The sequence below is a fragment of the Bradyrhizobium genosp. A genome (genome assembly GCF_049949275.1).
GTDB lineage: Bacteria > Pseudomonadota > Alphaproteobacteria > Rhizobiales > Xanthobacteraceae > Bradyrhizobium.
This window is the reverse complement of the sequence record NZ_CP188196.1, coordinates 5,823,613-5,841,250: the sequence shown is the minus strand read 5'-3', so window position 1 is coordinate 5,841,250 and position 17,638 is coordinate 5,823,613. Positions and strand designations below refer to the sequence as shown.

General features: G+C 60.9%; 18 protein-coding genes and 1 pseudogene. 7 read left to right on the top strand and 12 right to left on the bottom strand.

Going from position 1 to position 17,638, the window contains the following annotated elements; genetic code table 11:
• Positions 1-12 precede the first annotated feature (12 nt).
• Together ACP2YP_RS27365 and ACP2YP_RS27360 are read right to left on the bottom strand one after the other, a co-directional pair.
• On the bottom strand, positions 13-840 hold the full coding sequence (locus ACP2YP_RS27365; RefSeq protein WP_426419365.1) for a molybdenum storage protein subunit alpha: 828 nt from the start codon (positions 838-840) through the stop codon (positions 13-15).
• A gap of 13 nt (positions 841-853) precedes the next feature.
• Complete coding sequence (locus ACP2YP_RS27360) at positions 854-1,666, bottom strand: uridine kinase (protein WP_426419364.1); 813 nt, start codon at positions 1,664-1,666, stop codon at positions 854-856.
• 133 nt (positions 1,667-1,799) lie between these two features.
• Here ACP2YP_RS27360 and ACP2YP_RS27355 point away from each other — a divergent pair, with 133 nt between their 5' ends.
• Positions 1,800-2,258, top strand: a complete 459-nt coding sequence (locus ACP2YP_RS27355) for a YybH family protein (protein WP_426419363.1) — start codon at positions 1,800-1,802, stop codon at positions 2,256-2,258.
• Between the two features lie 65 nt (positions 2,259-2,323).
• Here the strand turns inward: ACP2YP_RS27355 and ACP2YP_RS27350 are convergent, their stop codons facing one another.
• The 3 genes from ACP2YP_RS27350 to galE all read right to left on the bottom strand — a co-directional run bounded on the left by ACP2YP_RS27350 (position 2,324) and on the right by galE (position 5,996).
• Positions 2,324-3,025, bottom strand: coding sequence for a fumarylacetoacetate hydrolase family protein (locus ACP2YP_RS27350; RefSeq protein ID WP_426419362.1), 702 nt, complete (start codon positions 3,023-3,025; stop codon positions 2,324-2,326).
• A gap of 35 nt (positions 3,026-3,060) precedes the next feature.
• Positions 3,061-4,863, bottom strand: coding sequence for an ABC transporter ATP-binding protein (locus ACP2YP_RS27345; protein ID WP_426419361.1), 1,803 nt, complete (start codon positions 4,861-4,863; stop codon positions 3,061-3,063).
• A 119-nt stretch (positions 4,864-4,982) separates the two neighbouring features.
• Entirely contained in the window at positions 4,983-5,996 is a 1,014-nt protein-coding gene (galE, locus tag ACP2YP_RS27340) for a UDP-glucose 4-epimerase GalE (protein WP_426419360.1), read from the bottom strand.
• Between the two features lie 127 nt (positions 5,997-6,123).
• On the opposite strand from galE, the gene ACP2YP_RS27335 reads away from it, so the two are divergent.
• Both ACP2YP_RS27335 and ACP2YP_RS27330 read left to right on the top strand, forming a co-directional pair.
• Positions 6,124-7,161 carry a glycosyltransferase family 4 protein gene (locus ACP2YP_RS27335; RefSeq protein ID WP_426419359.1) on the top strand — a complete coding sequence of 346 codons (1,038 nt, stop codon included), beginning with the start codon at positions 6,124-6,126 and terminating at the stop codon, positions 7,159-7,161.
• A 457-nt stretch (positions 7,162-7,618) separates the two neighbouring features.
• A complete protein-coding gene (locus ACP2YP_RS27330; protein ID WP_426419358.1) occupies positions 7,619-8,548 on the top strand; it encodes an IS630 family transposase in 930 nt (309 codons plus the stop codon).
• Here the strand turns inward: ACP2YP_RS27330 and ACP2YP_RS27325 are convergent.
• The 5 genes from ACP2YP_RS27325 to ACP2YP_RS27305 all read right to left on the bottom strand — a co-directional run bounded on the left by ACP2YP_RS27325 (position 8,545) and on the right by ACP2YP_RS27305 (position 13,091).
• Positions 8,545-9,426 (bottom strand): Pnap_2097 family protein, encoded by an 882-nt coding sequence (locus ACP2YP_RS27325; protein ID WP_426419357.1) that lies wholly within the window; start codon positions 9,424-9,426, stop codon positions 8,545-8,547. The genes ACP2YP_RS27330 and ACP2YP_RS27325 overlap by 4 nt on opposite strands.
• Positions 9,427-9,979: 553 nt before the next feature.
• Positions 9,980-10,234, bottom strand: coding sequence for a phosphopantetheine-binding protein (locus ACP2YP_RS27320; protein WP_426419356.1), 255 nt, complete (start codon positions 10,232-10,234; stop codon positions 9,980-9,982).
• A gap of 22 nt (positions 10,235-10,256) precedes the next feature.
• The gene (locus ACP2YP_RS27315) at positions 10,257-11,027 is read right to left on the bottom strand and encodes an SDR family oxidoreductase (protein ID WP_426419355.1); all 771 of its coding nucleotides are present in this window, start codon (positions 11,025-11,027) and stop codon (positions 10,257-10,259) included.
• 215 nt (positions 11,028-11,242) lie between these two features.
• Positions 11,243-12,547 (bottom strand): beta-ketoacyl-[acyl-carrier-protein] synthase family protein, encoded by a 1,305-nt coding sequence (locus ACP2YP_RS27310; RefSeq protein ID WP_426419354.1) that lies wholly within the window; start codon positions 12,545-12,547, stop codon positions 11,243-11,245.
• Positions 12,534-13,091: a 3-hydroxyacyl-ACP dehydratase FabZ family protein gene (locus ACP2YP_RS27305; protein ID WP_426419353.1), complete on the bottom strand. Its 558-nt coding sequence runs from the start codon at positions 13,089-13,091 to the stop codon at positions 12,534-12,536. Before ACP2YP_RS27305 ends, ACP2YP_RS27310 begins: the two co-directional genes overlap by 14 nt.
• Before the next feature lie 374 nt (positions 13,092-13,465).
• Here ACP2YP_RS27305 and ACP2YP_RS27300 point away from each other — a divergent pair.
• Both ACP2YP_RS27300 and ACP2YP_RS27295 read left to right on the top strand, forming a co-directional pair.
• A pseudogene (locus tag ACP2YP_RS27300) lies at positions 13,466-13,954 on the top strand (IS630 family transposase); the annotation flags it as partial.
• Positions 13,955-14,152: 198 nt separating this feature from the next.
• On the top strand, positions 14,153-15,040 hold the full coding sequence (locus ACP2YP_RS27295) for a reverse transcriptase domain-containing protein (RefSeq protein WP_426419352.1): 888 nt from the start codon (positions 14,153-14,155) through the stop codon (positions 15,038-15,040).
• 37 nt (positions 15,041-15,077) lie between these two features.
• Here ACP2YP_RS27295 and ACP2YP_RS27290 read toward each other — a convergent pair whose 3' ends face one another.
• Both ACP2YP_RS27290 and waaF read right to left on the bottom strand, forming a co-directional pair.
• On the bottom strand, positions 15,078-15,608 hold the full coding sequence (locus ACP2YP_RS27290; protein WP_426419351.1) for a D-glycero-alpha-D-manno-heptose-1,7-bisphosphate 7-phosphatase: 531 nt from the start codon (positions 15,606-15,608) through the stop codon (positions 15,078-15,080).
• Complete coding sequence (gene waaF / locus ACP2YP_RS27285) at positions 15,601-16,671, bottom strand: lipopolysaccharide heptosyltransferase II (protein WP_426419350.1); 1,071 nt, start codon at positions 16,669-16,671, stop codon at positions 15,601-15,603. The genes ACP2YP_RS27290 and waaF overlap by 8 nt, the downstream gene beginning before the upstream one ends.
• 278 nt (positions 16,672-16,949) lie before the next feature.
• On the opposite strand from waaF, the gene ACP2YP_RS27280 reads away from it, so the two are divergent.
• Positions 16,950-17,216 (top strand): type II toxin-antitoxin system Phd/YefM family antitoxin, encoded by a 267-nt coding sequence (locus ACP2YP_RS27280; protein ID WP_426419349.1) that lies wholly within the window; start codon positions 16,950-16,952, stop codon positions 17,214-17,216.
• 8 nt (positions 17,217-17,224) lie between these two features.
• Complete coding sequence (locus ACP2YP_RS27275) at positions 17,225-17,491, top strand: Txe/YoeB family addiction module toxin (RefSeq protein ID WP_426419348.1); 267 nt, start codon at positions 17,225-17,227, stop codon at positions 17,489-17,491.
• Positions 17,492-17,638 lie beyond the last annotated feature (147 nt).

The following is a 17,638-nucleotide window of genomic DNA, read 5'->3' as shown; positions in this document are numbered from 1 at the left end:
CTTGCCGTGATGTCACACCGGCTTGGCGCCAGTATTGATGATTGATCCGACATGCTGCCCGCGCAGTGCTGCGCTGATCCGGCCCGGCACGAGGCCGTTGACCACCTGCACGCGCGCGATGTGCCGTGCGTTCGCCATCACCTCGAGCAGCGCGGGATCGAACGGCAGCGTGCCCGTCAGCTTCGCGAGCTCGGCAAAGCTGGTCTCCTTCAGGAGCTCGGCTTTCTTGCCGTCGGCGCCATTGGGATCGGTGGTGTAGACGCCGTCGACGTCCTCGACGATCGTCAAGCTCGCGGCCCCGAGCGCGTCGGCGAGCAGGAAGGCGCCGGTGTCGGCCCGATGCAGCGGGATGCGCGAGGTCGGGAATTCGTGATGGTGGTACGGCGGGAACGCGCTGCCGACGACCGCGCGCGCTGCCTGGAGGTGGATCGCGAGCTGGCTCGCGATGGTGCCGTGCTCGATATAGGAGACGCCTTCCGGCGCGAGGAGGCTTGCAAGGATGTGGCCGTTCTGGCCGGCCTCACTGGCCGCGAGCGGTGCGAGCGAGCCGACCGGCAGGCCGAGGTCGAGACCGACGCTGTAGAGATGGCGGGCGCGGATGCCGGCGCCGGTCAGGATCAGCAGCCGATGCTCGGGCAGCAGCGCGCGCAATTCCTCGACGAGCGGCAAGATCGCTTCGTGGCCACGGTCCATAATGCGGCCGCCGATCTTGATCACTTGCAGCCAGGGCAGCAGCTTGATCGGGCGGTTGCCGGCGACGGGGCGGGTGAGATCGCTGTCGAGCAAGGTCTGGCGCGCGAGCGGCGAGGCGATGTGCTTGATCTGGTTGGTGTCAGCCATGACGGGGCTCTCTTCAGCTCGCGGTGATGATGGTGCCGACATGCTCGCCCGCGAGCGCGCGGGTGAGATTGCCGGGAACGAGGCCGTTCACGACCTGCACCTGGCGGACGTGGCGCGCGGCGGTGAGGAGATCGAGCACCGGGAATTCCAGGATGGAATCCTGGAGACCCTTGGCCTTCATTTCCGCCACCGAGATTTTTGGAATGAAGGTCGCTTTCTCTGACGTCTTCGGGTTCGCGGTGTAGAGGCCGTTCTCGTCCTTCACATAGATCATCGCCCTGCAGCCGAACTGCTCGGCGACGAGGAAGCATCCGGCATCGGTGCGGTAGGGCGGGATCACGCCTTCGGCCGCGGGCCGCATCCACAGGCTATAGGGGGGCATGCCGCTGAAGATCACCGCGTTCACCTCTGCGAGGAATAGCGGCACGGACGAGAGCCCGGCGCTGCTGACGGCGGAGATGCCGTGCTTGGCCAGAAGCTGTCCGAGCATCGCAGCGTTCTGGTCGGCCACGGAGGCGCCGAGTTGCGACAGCACGCCAGCTGGCAGGCGAAGACCTGCCGCGATCGAATAGAGATGCCGCGCGCGGGTGCCGGCGCCGGTTCCGATCAGGAGCTTGTGTGCCTTGCGCGCGGCGACGATCTCCTCGACGATCGGATAGACCGCGGCGCGGCCGCGATCGATCATGCTCTGGCCGCCGATCTTGATGACCGTTGCATCTGGCAGGATGCGGAAGTCCGAAGCTTTCTCCGCGGCCGCGACAAGCTGTGGGTCGGTGAGCGAGCGCTGCATCAGCAGCCCCTCGAGCTCCGTGATCGTGTTCGACATCCGAGACATCCTCTCGCTTTATGATGCAGTCTCTGCGGCGGACCTTCCGGTCCGAGCCTCGCGAATCTTGCTGCATAGTTCCGTCCGTGGCAACAAGGTTGCCGCGATTTAGCGGCCAAACATGGAGCAGGCAATGGCCCCGTTGCCACTTGCGAACATCGACACCGAGCAATTCTTCCGCGAATGGCTGGACACCTTCGAAGGCTATGTCCGCGAGGTCGACTACGCCTCGGCTCGGCCGCTCTTCCATCCTGATGTGCTGGCCTTCGGGACGCATAACGATGTCATCCCGGGCGTCGATCAATGGGTCTCGTCCCAATGGAACAACGTCTGGCCGAAGACGACCGACTTTCGGTTCGTGCTCGAGCAGACCTCGATCCTGGCGTCCCCCGATGGCACGATGGCGACGGTGATCGCGCCGTGGACCAGCACGGGCTATCATCCCGATGGCAGCGCGTTTCCACGGCCGGGCCGGGCGACGATGGTGTTTTCGAGGAGTGCCGATGGCTGGCTGTGCGTGCATTCGCACATGTCGCTCAACCGCGGTGTGCCGCAGGCGAGCCACGCCAGCCGGCCGGTGAAGGCCTGGTAGAGCGATCGGAAATGGAAAGGCCCCGGACGATTCCGGGGCCTTTTGATTTCGAGCTGTTGTGCAGGTTATTCCGGCTGGCCGATCGTGACCTTCAGCGTGCCGACGCCGTCGACGCCGCATTCGAGCTTGTCGCCGGGCTGGAGCTGCGACACGCCGGCCGGCGTGCCCGTCATGATGATGTCGCCGGCGGCGAGCTTCACCTGCTGGGACAGCTGCCAGATGATCTCCGGCACGTTCCAGATCAGCTCGCTGAGGTCGCCCTTCTGCGCTTCCTTGCCGTTGACGGTGAGCCAGATCTTGCCCTTGGAGGGATGGCCGATCTTCGAGGCCGGCTGCACCGCGGAAGCCGGCGCCGAGCCGTCGAACGACTTGCCGACCTCCCACGGACGCTCCTTTTTGCGCGAGGCGATCTGGAGGTCGCGGCGGGTGAGGTCGATGCCGACGGCGTAGCCGTAGACATGGTCGAGCGCCTTCTCGGCGGGGATGTTGAGACCGCCGCTCTTCATCGCGACGATCAGCTCGACCTCGTGATGCAGGTCTTTCGTGAGCGGCGGATAGGGGACGGTGTCGCCATCGGGCACCAGCATGTCGGCGTGCTTGGCGAAGAAGAACGGCGGCGCGCGCTCGTCATTGCCCATCTCGCGGATGTGCTCGAGATAGTTACGGCCGACGCACCAGATGCGGCGCACCGGATAACGGCCGGCCTCGCCGACGACGGGAAGCGAAGCCTGGGGCGGAAGCGGGATGACGTAGGAGGCGGCGTTCATGAAGCGATCTCGCTGCTCTTGAGGTGGAGGGAACTCTATGCGGTGGCGCTGATCGGCGCCAGAGCGCCGGCGTCGCGATGTTGCAGGCGGAAGAACGAGGCGTAGCGGCCCGAGCGGCGCAGCAGCTCGTCATGCCGGCCCTGCTCGACGATCTCGCCGCCCTCGACCACCAGGATCGCATCGGCGTGCATGATGGTGTGCAGACGGTGCGCGATCACGATGGTGGTGCGGTTCAGGCAGAGATGCTCGATCGCCTCCTGCACCTGCCGCTCGGACTCGGAATCGAGCGCGGCGGTGGCTTCGTCCAGCAGGATGAGCGGCGCGTTCTTGATCAGCGCGCGGGCTACCGCGATGCGCTGGCGCTGGCCGCCCGAGAGCTGCGTGCCGTGCTCGCCGACCGGCGTGTCGTAGCCGAGCGGGAAGCCCATGATGAAATCATGCGCGCAGGCGGCCTTCGCCGCCTCGATGATCTCGTTGTCGCCCGCGCCCGGTTTGCCGAAGGCGATGTTGTTGCGGATGGTGTCGCGGAACAGATAGACGTCCTGGCCGACATAGGCGGTCTGCGCCCGCAGCGATTTGCGCGACACCGCGCCGATCGACTGGCCGTCGATCACGATGTCACCTTGCGTCACCTCGTAGAAGCGCAACAGCAGCGCTAGCACGGTCGACTTGCCGCCGCCGGAGGGGCCGACCAGCGCGGTGACCTTGCCGGGCTCGGCGACAAAACTCATGCGGTTGAGCACGGTTTCATTGGCGCGATAGGAGAAGCTGACGTCGCGCAGCTCGATCCGCGCATCGGAGAGCTTGAGCGCCGGCTTGTCGTCGTCGGAGTGCTCGCTGGCCGGGCTGTCAACGACCTCGAGCAGCATGCGCGCGCCGACGAGCTGGCTGTTGAGGTCGATGTTGAGCCGCGCCAGCCGCTTGGCCGGCTCGGTCGCCATCAGGAACGCGGTCATGAAGGAGAAAAACGCCCCGGGCGTGGCGTTGAGCGCGACCACGCTGTAGCCGCCATAGAGCAAGCAGCCGGCGACCGCGAAGCCGCCGAGCATTTCCATCAGCGGGTTGGAGCGGTTGGCGACGCGGGCCATCTTGTTGGCGTTGCGCTCGACGATCGCGATGTTCTCGTCGATGCGCTTCTGCATCGTCTCTTCAAGCGTGAACGCCTTGACCGTGCGGATGCCTTGCAGCGATTCCTGCATGGTCTCCATGATGTCGGCGGTGCCGGTGAACTGGTTGAAGGCGAGACCCTTGATGCGCTTGACCAGCTTGCGCAGCACCAGCATCGCCGGCGGCACCGCGACGAGGCCGATCAGCGACATCAGCGGATCCTGCCACACCATCACGCCGATCATGGCGAGCAGCATCATGAGGTCGCGCCCGATGGCGTTGACCAGCATGTTGAGCACGTCGGTGATGGATTTGGCGCCGGCCGTGAGCCGCGCCAAAAATTCCGACGAATGCCGCTCCGAGAAGAAGCCGACGCTTTCGCGCATCAGCTTGGCGAACAGCTGGCGTTGGTTGGTGGCGAGGATGGCGTTGCTGATTTTGGTCAGGATCACCATGTGGCCGTAGGTCGCCACGCCCTTGATGAACAGCAGGATCACCGTGATGCCCGAGAACATCGCGATGCCCGGGATGTTCTTGTCGACATAGGCCTGGTTGATGACCTGGCCGAGCACGTAGGTCGCGCCTGCGGTGGCGCCGGCGGCCGCCGCCATCAGCGCGAAGGCAACGAGGTAGCGCCGCCAGTAGACGACGCCCTGTTCCGTGACCAGGCGGCGAATGAGGACCATCGCCGCATAGGGATCGTCGGTGATTTTCTTTGGAAACTTGGCCATCCGGTGTCCATTGACGGCCAAGGCGAAAAGCCTGCCCGCGCGTCAGGGATCGAATGGCCTCTGTGCCCGCTAAAGCTCCGCTTTTCAAGCCCAATTAAGGGCTTGCGCCTGGAGGGATTTTAGGCCGAGACGGCGTGGCGGAGCTCGCCGTGGCGCTCGCGGAACAGCTTGTCCTCCCAGGCCAGCGCGTGTGCCGCGATGGTCTCGAGGTCCTCATATTGCGGCTTCCAGTCGAGCAGGCCGCGGATGCGGCTGGTGTCGGCAACCATGGTCATGATGTCGCCGGGCCGGCGCGGAGCGTATTGCACGGCAAAGCTGCGGCCCGACACCCGGCGCACGGCGTCGATGGTTTCCAGCACCGAATAGCCGCGGCCATAGCCGCAGTTCAGCGTCGTCGAGGCGCCGCCATTGCGCAGGTAAGCGAGCGCCGAGCGATGCGCCTGCGAGAGGTCCGTGACGTGGATGAAGTCGCGGATGCAGCTGCCGTCCTGGGTCGGGTAGTCGGTGCCGAACACGTCGATCTTGGCGCGCTGGCCGGTCGCGGCTTCGACCGCGATCTTGAGCAGATGCGTGGCGCCGACGGTGGCAAGGCCAATGCGGGCCTGCGGATCGGCACCCGCGACGTTGAAATAGCGCAAGGTCACGTACTGCATGCCGTAGGCGGCGGCGACGTCGTGCAGCATGATCTCGGTCATCAGCTTCGACGAGCCGTAGGGCGACAGCGGTCGCGTCGGCGCGTGCTCGGGCACCGGCACCTGGTCCGGATTGCCGTAGACGGCGGCGGTCGAGGAGAAGATGAAGCGGCTGATGCCGCGCTTGACCGCGACGTTGAGCAGATTGCGCGCGGTCATGAAATTGTTGCGGTAGTAGCCGAGCGGATCGCGCATCGACTCCGGCACGACCACCGAGCCGGCGAAATGGATGATGCTCTCGATGTTGTGCTGGGCGATCACGCCTTCGAGCAAATTCTCGTCGCCGGCATCGCCAATGAACAGCGGCACGCCTTCCGGCAAGTAAGCGGAGAAACCGGTGGAGAGATCGTCGATCACGACGACGTCCTCGCCGGCTTCCGCCAGCGCCAGGACCGTGTGACTTCCGATATAGCCGGCGCCGCCGGTGACTAGCACAGTCATGATCTCACCCGTCTTCGATCAACGCACCAAGTTAACGTTTGCGCGGTGAAGAGGGGGTTTCGGTGCAGCTGAACTGGTCACTATGCTTAATGTTGCGTATAGGGGGGCGCACCAGACGGAGCATGACGTGGCGAATTCCCCGGACGATCTGCAAGTGATCGTGCCAAATCTGCACAGGCGCTATTCCGGGGTCACCGCGACCAACCGGATGGTGGCGCCGCGGCTGGCAAAGCTCTATCGCGCCGCATGGTTCGGCTCGGACGTGCCGGAGGGGATTTCGCGGCTGAGCCTCGCCGATGTCCTGAAACTATGGCGGCGCAAGTCGCCCCTGATCTGGCATGCGCGCCGCAACAACGAGATGATCGCAGGCGCGCTGCTGCGCGGGCTCGGCTGGCCGCTCAAGCTGGTGTTCACCTCGGCGGCGCAGCGGCATCACAGCTGGATCACGCGCTGGCTGATCCGGCAGATGGACGCGATCATCGCGACATCAGATCTCTCGGCCTCGTTCCTGAAAGTGCAATCGACCGTGATCCCGCACGGCGTCGACACCGAAACCTATGCGCCGCCGGTCGACCGCGCCGCGGCCTTCGCGGAAAGCGGGTTGCCTGGCCGTTACGCCATCGGCTGTTTTGGTCGCGTGCGCGCGCAGAAGGGGACCGACGTATTCGTCGATGCGATGTGCGGGTTGCTGCCGCGCCATCCGGATTTCACGGCGGTCATCGTCGGACAAGTCACGGCCGAACAGACGCCCTTTGCGAACGATCTGAAGAAGCGCATCGAAGCCGCCAATCTGCAATCGCGCATCGTCATCACCGGCGAGTTGCCGATCGAAGCGGTGCAGCGCTGGTATCAGCGGCTGACGATCTACGCCTTCACCTCGCGCAACGAAGGTTTTGGGCTGACGCTGATCGAGGCGATGGCGGCCGGCAGCGCGCTGGTCGCCGCACGTGCTGGAGCTGCCGAGCTCGTGGTCGAGGATGGCGTGTCCGGCGTGCTGATCCCAACCGGTGATGCGGACGCGCTGGCGGCGGCGCTCGAGCCGCTGATGCGCGATGTGGCCATGGCGACTGCGATGGGCGAGCGCGGTCGCGAGCGCGTGCTCGAATGGTTCAGCCTCGATGCCGAGGCGGCGCGGATCGGCGAGGTCTATCGGCCGCTGCTCTGAGCGAGCGCAGATCGAAAACGCAAAAACAACCCCATGCACAGTAACCGTTGGCAGCGGAATCAATCGCTTGCCGGGCAGGTACAATGCGGATGCGGATTTTACGAATTTCGCTTGACGCGTCGGGCAAAACACGGGCATGATGGCATCATCCCAAAAGCTCTATAAGCCGATGCGAGCGAGCCAGAGACCCGGACCCGTCGCCGAAAGCTCGGGATAAGTCCACGACTGACTGCCTACTTCGACTTGCGAGGCTGCAAATCTGCAACTAGACGACCGATTCCTTGGACTTGGCGGTCATGGAACGAGATGCTTGTTCGCGGATTCCTCGTTTGCGATTGACTGAACGAGGAGTTTCACCATGGCAGGATGGCGGCAAGCGGTCGAGTTGGCGATGACCGATGAGGAGATTGCGACGTTGACGGCTCTTTCGCGGTCGAGGACCGAACCCGCGAGACGGGTGTCGCGGGCCGCGATGCTGCTTGCCTACCGCGAGAACCCGTCGTTCTTTGCGGTGGGACAAAAACTTGGCGACCATCATCAGACGGTCCAACGCTGCGTCGAGCGGGCGGTGGCTGACGGTGCATTGGCGGCGCTCGACGATCGCCCGCGCCCGGGCAAGGAGCCGGTGATCACGCCGGAGGCCAAGGCCTGGCTGGTATCTTTGGCGTGCGACAAGGCCAAGAACCACGGCTATCCGCACGAGTTGTGGACGACGCGACTGCTGGCCCGCCATGCGCGCGAGCACGGACCGGGGGCGGGACATGAATGTCTCGCCCGTCTGGTGCGGGGCACGGTGTGCAAGCTTCTCGGCCAAGAGGAAATCAAGCCGCACAAGGTGCGCTACTATCTGGAGCGTGGCGATGCCGAGTTCGAGCAGAAAATGGCGGAGGTCCTGTGTGTCTATCGCGAGGTCCAGGTCCTGAAAAAGGCCGCAGCCAAGTCGAAGAAATCGGGCAAGCCGGTGACGATCGTCTCCTACGACGAAAAGCCGGGGATCCAGGCCATCGCGACGACGGCGCCGGATTTGCCGCCCGTGCCAGGCGTCCATCCGGCCTTTGCGCGCGATTTTGAATATCGACGTCATGGCACGCTCAGCTTGTTGGCTGGAATTGATCTGCTGACCGGCAAGGTCCACGCGCTCGTCAAAGACCGCCACCGCAGCCGCGAGTTCGTCGAGTTCCTCAAGCTTCTCGATGCCGCCTATCCGGCCAGGACCGCGATCAAGTTGATCCTCGACAATCATTCCGCGCATATCTCGAGAGAAACCAGGGCTTGGCTCGGCACGCGCCCGGCGGGCCGCTTCGAGTTTACGTTCACGCCCAAGCACGGCTCCTGGCTCAACCTCGTGATCGCTTACAAAACCTCGGCCGTCAGCGGTCGAGGTTAGTTTCGGTGGGCGTGCGCGACATTCTGCCGAAGTACAAACTGCTTGCTAATGCGGGCGCCGTCGGAGCTCCGAAACAGGTCCACACTGTACGCCTCGAGCCCGGCAACACCGGACTTCGGTGCAAGAGCGCAGTTAATGGTCTCTGTTATGTTGGCGTTTCCATAATAAAAGATGTCCCGCCCAATCGGCGGGCAACCGATAACAAACCAGTCAAACGATCCTCGGGAGCTAACAAGGTCTGTTCTGGAAACGCAGATGTCAGCTATCGTGGGATATGAAGCAAAATAAAGCAGGTTGGCGCCGTTGAAGTCCATATATCCATTAATCTGATACTCAAATGACCAGTCAGCTTGTGCCGCAGTATCAAATTCCACATCACCGAACTGATGCACTGGGAGCGCAGCGTTTCGCAGCAACCGGTGTTGTACGACAAACGATGGAACTTCCTCGATGTCCTTGATTGGGCAGTTCAGTGGAATAACCGGCGCGCTCAGCAAAAGGCGTTTGTTCGATGTATTGTGTTCTCTCCGCGAAAACATGGAGACCAATCTCAGTGAGATGAGAGCGTCGGCGATAGATAGCTGCGTTTCGCTGATAAAGATGTTTTCCCCGCAGCGGACCATGCTCGTAGATCCTCGAAGCTCATCGCTTTCGTTGATAGCCGACAATGGCTTGGATGAGGTCCACGTCACGCGAACAAACGAAGCATAAAGCCTGTTTCCACTTTCGTCCGTGATGAAGCGTGAGCGCTTGCCAAGGCCGGAGCAAATTAGGTTCCAGTGAACGTCACCGACATGGCGAAGCATCCAATTTTCGGACAGGCCGCAAGGCCCCAGGTGCGGCATGCCAATTAATACAGACGGAATTTCGCGGCTCATCACTGTCTCTGTTATCTCTCTGGAGCGCATGTTGTCTGACTATTATTAATCATCCGAGCTCCTATTTCCTGTCCGGCGTCAGAATCGAACCGATGCAAACGAGCAATGATCTTTGAGAGCCCTTTGCGCACAATCGAAGCGTAATCTTCATCACGATGACTCAAGCAGATCGTGTGTGCTGAATCCGAACGTCGATCTTGGCTCGATCGAATTTTGATAGGCCAAGTCTAAAATACTCTGCGCTTGCCGCAAGGCGCGTCCATTCCAGAAAGAACGTGAACACTTGTAGCGGGCGTCGGACCGCGGCAACGATTCCGCCGGATACGGCCCCGCCGGAGCAGACGCCGTCCCGGATACCTTTGCCCTTTCGCACGACATCGTGCGTACCCAGACCCGCCCGCCGTGAGAAGGGCGGTCTGGCAACGCCAGACGTGTTTCTGCGACCGGTTTCGATCCGCAAGGATCGTCAACGCGAGCCCGATCGGTGGATTTATTTGTCGGCGAACCGATCCCGAAGCGCATGACCACGATCAACAGGGACGCTTGGATCAGATCATGACTGTTGATGTGCCAGCGTCTTGTGCAGCAAGTCGACGATATCATCAATCGTGTTGATATCGGTTATCTCTGAGCGCGGCACTTTTGCTCGCAGTTCGCGCATCAGCTCCGAGATAATCTCGACGAGGTCGAGGCTCGTACCACCGTACTCCTCGAGAGGTTTCGAGGGATCGAGAGAACCGAGCTCTAGGTTGGGTATTATTGCTACAACTTTTTGTTTAACGGCAATCATGATTTCGTCTCGGGACATATTCTCGCTCCTGATTTGACTGTTAGAATCCGGCACCGTGTGAAAACGCTTGGCCACGATCGACGGTTATGACCTGTCCCGTAACGGCATCCATCCAGCCGCTGCAGAGAGCCACAACGGAATGAGCGATTTCATCGGTGGTCATGAATGCGTCAGGCCTGTCTGATCGGATCGCTTCGAGTTTTTGACCGCCAAGCGTGGCTTCGAGCGATTCAGTACGAACGATACCCGCCCGAACGACGTTGACCCGCGTTCCTGCGGACGCATAATGATGGGCCAGATATCGAGCCAGCGTTTCCAGGACCGCCTTCGAACAGGCGATCATGTCATAGTTTGCGATGTAACGGTCTGGACCAATAGAGGACAGCCCGATGACGTATTTCGGAGGCGCCCCGAAGATATCCCGAATTTTCTCTGTGTACGCGACCAACGGCCACGCCGTGTACTCGATGCTGGCGAGTAGGCCGCGCCGCGTGTACTGGGCGGGGGACGCAGTTACATCCGCGAATGCCACGTTCGATATGAATATATCGATGCCAGCATGATGCTCCCTAAGGGTCGTCAATAACGTTTGCGTATCTTGATCTCGAGCTGCATCGGCCTCAATGAGAATCGGCTCTGGCGCGCCGCAATTTGCGTAGCTCCGTCTCAGCTCATTCTCATCGGCAGATCCCCACTTATGCGTAAGCGCACAAATGGCTCCGAGTTTTCCGAACGCAAGCCCCATTGCTCGCCCTATGCCGCGGGTTCCACCCGTTATCAGAACCACCTTTCCGCGAAGATCGTTGCGCATGATTTATGGTATCCGATCCGGGGCGCGGGTGAGGGAGATTGCCTGTCCATTTACGAACGACGATTGCCGCCAGGACTGCTGCGTCTTCTCGCTCGGGCCGATAGTCACAGTTTCGCGCCCCATCCCGCCATCCGAGAATCCGAGGACAACGGCATTGCTAATTATTCCGCGATGCAATCGACTCGATCCACGAGAGCCGCCCGTTATAAGCAGATTCATCTGGCGATTCCGATGTCATCACAGTGTCCGACAATGATCGAGGCATTGAGACCGCCGAACCCGAATGCGTTCTTCATAAAATATCGGACAGGCCAATCGACGCTTTCGTTGGCACAGACGTCCAAGTCGATTGCGGAATCGATTTCGTCGATGTTGATGCTGGGATGGAGTCGACCGCTGCGCATCTGCAATATTGCGCCAACAAGCTCGACGATAGCGGACGAATATAACGTATGTCCAATCATCGATTTTGTGGCATTCATCTTCAAGTGGTGCGCATGCCTTCCAAAAGCGCTTTTGATAGCCTTGATCTCGGAAACATCTCCGAGCGGAGTCGAAGTGAAATGGCCGTTGACGTAGTCGATTTGCTCCGGAGCCAATCCGGCGTTCGTTAGCGCGCGCTGTATCGCGCGCGTCTGGCCCTCTTCGGACGGCTGGGGAAGATAGCTTCCATCTGACGTCGTATCGACGGCGAGTATTTCTGCATACACGCGAGCGCCCCGCTCCTTCGCGTGGTCCGCGCTTTCGACGATCAATGCGGCACCACCGTGGGCCGGCACGAACCCTTCACGGCGAACGTCGAAAGGTCGGCTCGCGCGCTCCGGCTCGTCATTGAAACTGTCTTGGCTGATAGCGCCGATCAGAGCCATGGCTTGCATGTCGATCGGCGCAAAATCCCAAGGTGGACACACTACGACGGCGGCGCGCGCGCCATGGTGCCGCACCTCGTCGACTGCAACTTTCAAGGCGTGCGCGCCGCTTGCGCAGGCGGCACCGACCAAAATCCCCGTTCCTCTGGCCTGCAACACGGCCGATACGCAGCCAACATGGGTCGTATCGTGGGAGTGTACCGCATACAGCGGATCGATAAAATCCGGCTCGTCGTCGAAAGTGTGCTGATTCTGCAAACGATATTGATTCTGCAGGTTGTGGCCGCCCACAACGACCGCGGTGTGGTGAGCGTCGATATCGCCCGGGGACAGGCCAGCGTCCGACAGGGCGTCGAGTGACAATGTCACTGCAGCGCCGACAGACCACGGCAACTTTGGGAGCATGCGGCGCGCCAAACGCAAGGCGGTTGATGCCTCGCGGCGTTTCCCGATCGCGTCAAGCTTGCCGAGCATATCGTAATTGGCAAGTTCGCCGCCTATCTTGCTGTAGATATTGTCCGATTGAAACGACGACCACCGGCTGATTGCAGACCTGCCTGAGACCAGCGCCGTCAAGTAGTTCTCTAACGTGTCCCCAAGTGGCGTGTTTACGGCCATGCCGGTAACCACAACACGGCTATCCAAGGACATGAAACTCTCCCATGGCGCCGCAGCACAACCTGTCGCGTGCCCACACCTGGCCAGAAAAGCAACAGCTCAAAGTATCGCGGTCGTCCATCCTGACCTGTATGCCGAGGTCATCATCCGGGTGCGCCGAATTCGGAAAAACGGCGTGATGGATATGCGTCGCTCGAACTCTTACGCACGTTTCCGGGTTGGCCACGCGGTCCGGCGCATAAAGCAAACTGCACAGGCACACCGCCGCTTGGGCGATCGACTCGACCAGCAAAACGCCGGGGTAAATTGGGTCACCTGGAAAATGTCCCGCAAATACCGCATCGTCGACGGCAAGATGTCGAACAGCGCGCAACCGCTCGCCGGAAAGGTCAACCCGCTCGATTTTATCGATGAGCATGAATGGCGGGCGATGCGGCAACAGGCATTCCAGCGGCGGAATGTCCCGAATGGAGTTGCCAATGTCGTCCGTGGGCCAAAGCGATCCCGCCCGAAGCGCGCGTATTCTCTGCTTGAGATGATCAGGGGCGAGCATCCGCTCCCCCCAGGTCAGAAACAATCGCCGCTAGATCTTCTCCGGCTATTGAGCAAGCACACATCAACATTCCCCGCGCCAGAGTCGCGAATGAGCAGTTAGCCCCGAGCTCGTCCGGGCCCGAGTGAAAAGTCGGGTGATTGGCAAGCGAATTCGGAGACTGCGTCTCCATCGCCTTCGCCTAGCAGTACCCGTGGATTATTGCAGGCTTGTGAAGGCGGTAACGGCCAACCGGAATGTCCTGCGCAAGGAGAGCGTCAGTCTTCAGCCGATCGAAATAGCGGCTGCATTGACTATCTCAATCTCAAGTCCACGCGGTGTACGTTGATGTGTTGCATGCATGTAGCAGCTAGACGACCGATTCCTTGGACTTGGCGGTCATGGAACGAGATGCTTGTTCGCCGGATTTGCCGCCCGTGCCAGGCGTCCATCCGGCCTTTGCGCGCGATTTTGAATATCGACGTCATGGCACGCTCAGCTTGTTGGCTGGAATTGATCTGCTGACCGGCAAGGTCCACGCGCTCGTCAAAGACCGCCACCGCAGCCGCGAGTTCGTCGAGTTCCTCAAGCTTCTCGATGCCGCCTATCCGGCCAGGACCGCGATCAAGTTGATCCTCGACAATCATTCCGCGCATATCTCGAGAGAAACCAGGGCTTGGCTCGGCACGCGCCCGGCGGGCCGCTTCGAGTTTACGTTCACGCCCAAGCACGGCTCCTGGCTCAACCTCGTCGAGGGCTTCTTCTCCAAGTTCGCCCGCTCCGTCCTGCGTCACATCCGGGTGACATCAAAGCACGAACTCAAACAACGCATCATGGCCGGAATCGACGACGTCAATCGCCATCCCGTCGTCCATACTTGGTCCTACAGACTGGCCGAGGCCGCCTGATATGATTCGAACCAAGAAAACGCTGACCTAGCATGTCGCTGTTGGTAACCGTTTCTTGCCTCGAACGACCTCCTAGACGGTGATTTGTCAGGAGCCGAGCGCGTCGCGCGATAGCGCGCCAGCCGCAAAGCTCCAACTGCCAGAAGATCGGTCTGTGACCATCGGTTGACGCCCGTTCAATCAGGCTTAGGTGCACCCTTGCTCGACCCTACGCCTGGGAGAACTGAATCTCATCGTTTCCCAAAGCCAGTTAAAATACTTTCTAAGTCAAATCTGTGTGCCGCATGGAAGGACTCGCGCAATGCTACGTCCAATCCTGGGCGGCCGGGTCTTGATGGGCTAACGGCTGAGCAGTTTGCCTTTCGAATAGATGAGCGGCTCGCTGCCCTTGCTGCTGAGCTGCGCGCCGGCGAATACCATCCTTCAAGACTAAAGCCGGTTTTTATCCCAAAACCGAACTCATCCAAAGACAGGCTTATCTGCATTCCAGTCATTCGCGACCGGATCGTTCAGAAAGCAATATTGAACCATCTCGTTACGAAGCAAAAACTGCCCGTAGAGAACGAATTTTCGTTCGGCTTCCTCAAAGGAAGAGGGACCGCGAACGCGTTGGATCGAGCTGTCGAATTGCGACGCAGATATGATTGGTGTCTGAAAACAGATATCGAGGCATTTTTCGATCGCATACCCCGTTCCGAAGCAAAATGGCGCGTCAGCAAATCGCTCGGGAAAAGCAGTATCAAGAGAGTGGGACGTAAGCAGATTGCCAAGATAGAGAAGCGACTGGAGGAGGAGTACAGTTTCGAAAATCTCCGCAAAGAGCGGACCAATTTTCAGCAAGCAACCGTCGATTTGTGGAGATCCATATCGTCTTACCTGAGCATATACCGCAACACATACGATTGGACGACGCTTGACAGCGAGCTCAGGCGCGTTGGACGAAAAGTTATGGAGGGATTATTTGAGGACGTTTTCGGCGCTGGTATTCTCAGCCGCGTTACGCCTGAAGGCAGAGAGTTTTTAGGCTTAGGGACTTTAGACATTCCGGATGGCGCCGGCGATCTCGATGCAATGAAAGACGCATGAAGCATAAACCGCAGGTCAGATCGAGTTCTCCCGCCCTCTACCCCCGCCTAATCTTTGCAATCACCTCGGTCACGAATGCGTCGAGGTCGCCGCCTTCAAAGCGAAAGCCCGGCAGTCCGAGCGCTTGGCCTGCCTCGAGGTCCCGGGCCTGATCTCCGATCACAAAACTGCCGTCGAGCTGCACGGGCCAGTGCTGGACGAGATCGCGCAACATGCCGGGCGCGGGCTTGCGCCAGTCATGCTCCCCGATGTAGCCGGCGACCGTTCCATGTGGATGATGGGGACAGAAGCGGATGTCATCGATCCGCGCGCCGTCGCGGGCGAGCTCGTCGCGCATCCAGCCGTGGAGCCGGTTCACGTCGTCTTCGGTGAAGAGGCCGCGCGCCACGCCGGACTGGTTGGTGAAGACGAACACCCAATAGCCGGCCTCGTTGAGACGGCGGATGGCCCTGGCGACGTTGGGCATCCAACGGATGCGGTCGCGCGTGCCGATATAGCTATCGTCGTGGTTGATGACGCCGTCGCGATCGAGGAATGCGGCGGGCTTCGCCGCGCCGCCGTCAGACATTGGCAAGTCCCTGCGTCCTGGCCAGCACGTCTCGTGCGATCTCGACCACGTCCTGCGCCGCGATGTCACGCATGCAGCGGTGGTCGTTGATCCGGCAGATCGTGCTCTGGCAGGGCTGGCAGGCGAGCACGCTCTTGGTCTGGACCACGGTCGCGGCGAGGCCGTTGAGGGGCGCCCAGAGATAGGGGCTAGTCGGGCCGAAGATGCCCAAGGTGGGCGTGTCGAGCGCGGCCGCGATATGCATCAGGCCCGAGTCGTTCGAGATCGCGACGCCGGCCGCGGCCATGGCGAGGACGCCGTTGCGCAGATCGTTGCCCGTGAGATCCCGCACCCCCGGGCCACCGGCTGCGACGATCTCCTGGGCGAGGCCCTTTTCCGCGGGGCCGCCGACCACCCAGACCTCGAGCCCGCGCTTGACCAGCAGGCGGGCGGCCTCGGGATAATAGGTCCAGCGTTTCGACACCCCGACCGAGCCGGGGGCGAGCGCGACCGCGGCCCCGGCGCTGAGGCCATTGGTCTGCCGCCAGTGGGCGATCTCCTCGGCCGGCACCCGCAATTGCGGCACCGGCCATTCCGGCGGCAGGGGCGCACCGTCGGGCCGGGCCAGCGCGGCGTTCTTGTCGATGAAGCGGGGCAGCTTCTTCTCGCCCCAGCGCCAGCGGTTGAGCAGGCCGAACCGGAACTCGCCAACGAAGCCGACCCGTTCAGGGATGCCGGCCAGCGCTGGCGCAATGGCGGCCTTCCAGGTCCGCGGCAGCACCAGGGCGGTGCCGTAGTTCCGCTCGCTCAGGAGCCGCGCCAGGCCGAGCTGGCGGCCGACGGCGAGGCGGCTGCGGGGCAGGTCCCAGAGGATCCCCTGGCGGACGCCGGGCATGTAGTCGACCAGGGGGGCGCATAGGGACGTGGTCAGGAGATCGACCGGCCGATTCGGCCAGCGCTCCTTCAGCACCCGGACAACGGTATGGTTCCGGACGAAATCGCCGATCCACATATAGGGGACGATCAGGATCGGGCGGGTGTCGCTCCGATCCTCAGTTCCGCTAAATTGCGAATCATTGTTCATTCGTTGATTGTGCCGCGGGCGCTTTGATGTGGCGGTTCGGTTAGCCGCTCCCGGCCGATAGGTAAAGCCGGCCAATACGCGGCTGGCGGGCGTCTGACGTATCGTCAAACTAACTGAGCGGGATTTCAGCCGATGGATTCGGCGCCTTCGTCGCCCCAGAACCTCAAAAGTTAGCAGCATCTTACGGTAGTTTAATACCTGTATGACTTAGGTCACCGTTGACAATTGGTCTTTCATGTACAATTTTCTGTACAGATGCGTACAAGGGGAGTTGTACGATGGCACACGTTTCTTACACAGAACTTCGTGGCAACCTAGCTGCATATATGGAGGCGGTTTGCGATCAGCGATCCCCCCTGGTCGTTACGCGTCAGAACGCACGCAGCGTCGTTTTGATATCTGAAGAGGAATATGAGGGTCTTATGGAGACAGTTCATCTCCTAAAGAGCCCAGCTAACGCTACTCGTCTTCTGCGTTCCATTAAGGAGGCTGATGACGGCAAGCTAGTCAAGCGCGACCTGATCGAGCCCACCAAGCTAGGCTAAGCGGTTGGATGATAACCGCTTGGACCGAGGATGCTTGGCAGGAATATCTTGAGTGGCAAAAAGAGGACGAAAAAATCCTCGAAGTGATCAACAATTTGGTCCGAGATATCAAGCGCGATCCATTTAAGGGGCTTGGGAAACCTGAGCCCCTTAAGCACGCTTTGCAGGGATGGTGGTCCCGCCGGATTACCGGAGAACACAGGTTAGTCTACCGGGTTAGCGGCAGGGGTGAATCTCAGCAGATCGATATTGCCCAATGCAAATATCATTACTGAGCAGATTTGGCCTTCTTGGCTTTCTTTTTCACTTTCGGCTTTTCCTTCAATGGCTTTGGCGGCGTCTTCAGGCCGCTACGTAGCGTAGCTGCCGCCACCCCGAGGTGGCCTTACTTTTTGGGTGGGGCCACGTACCAATGCAGCGTT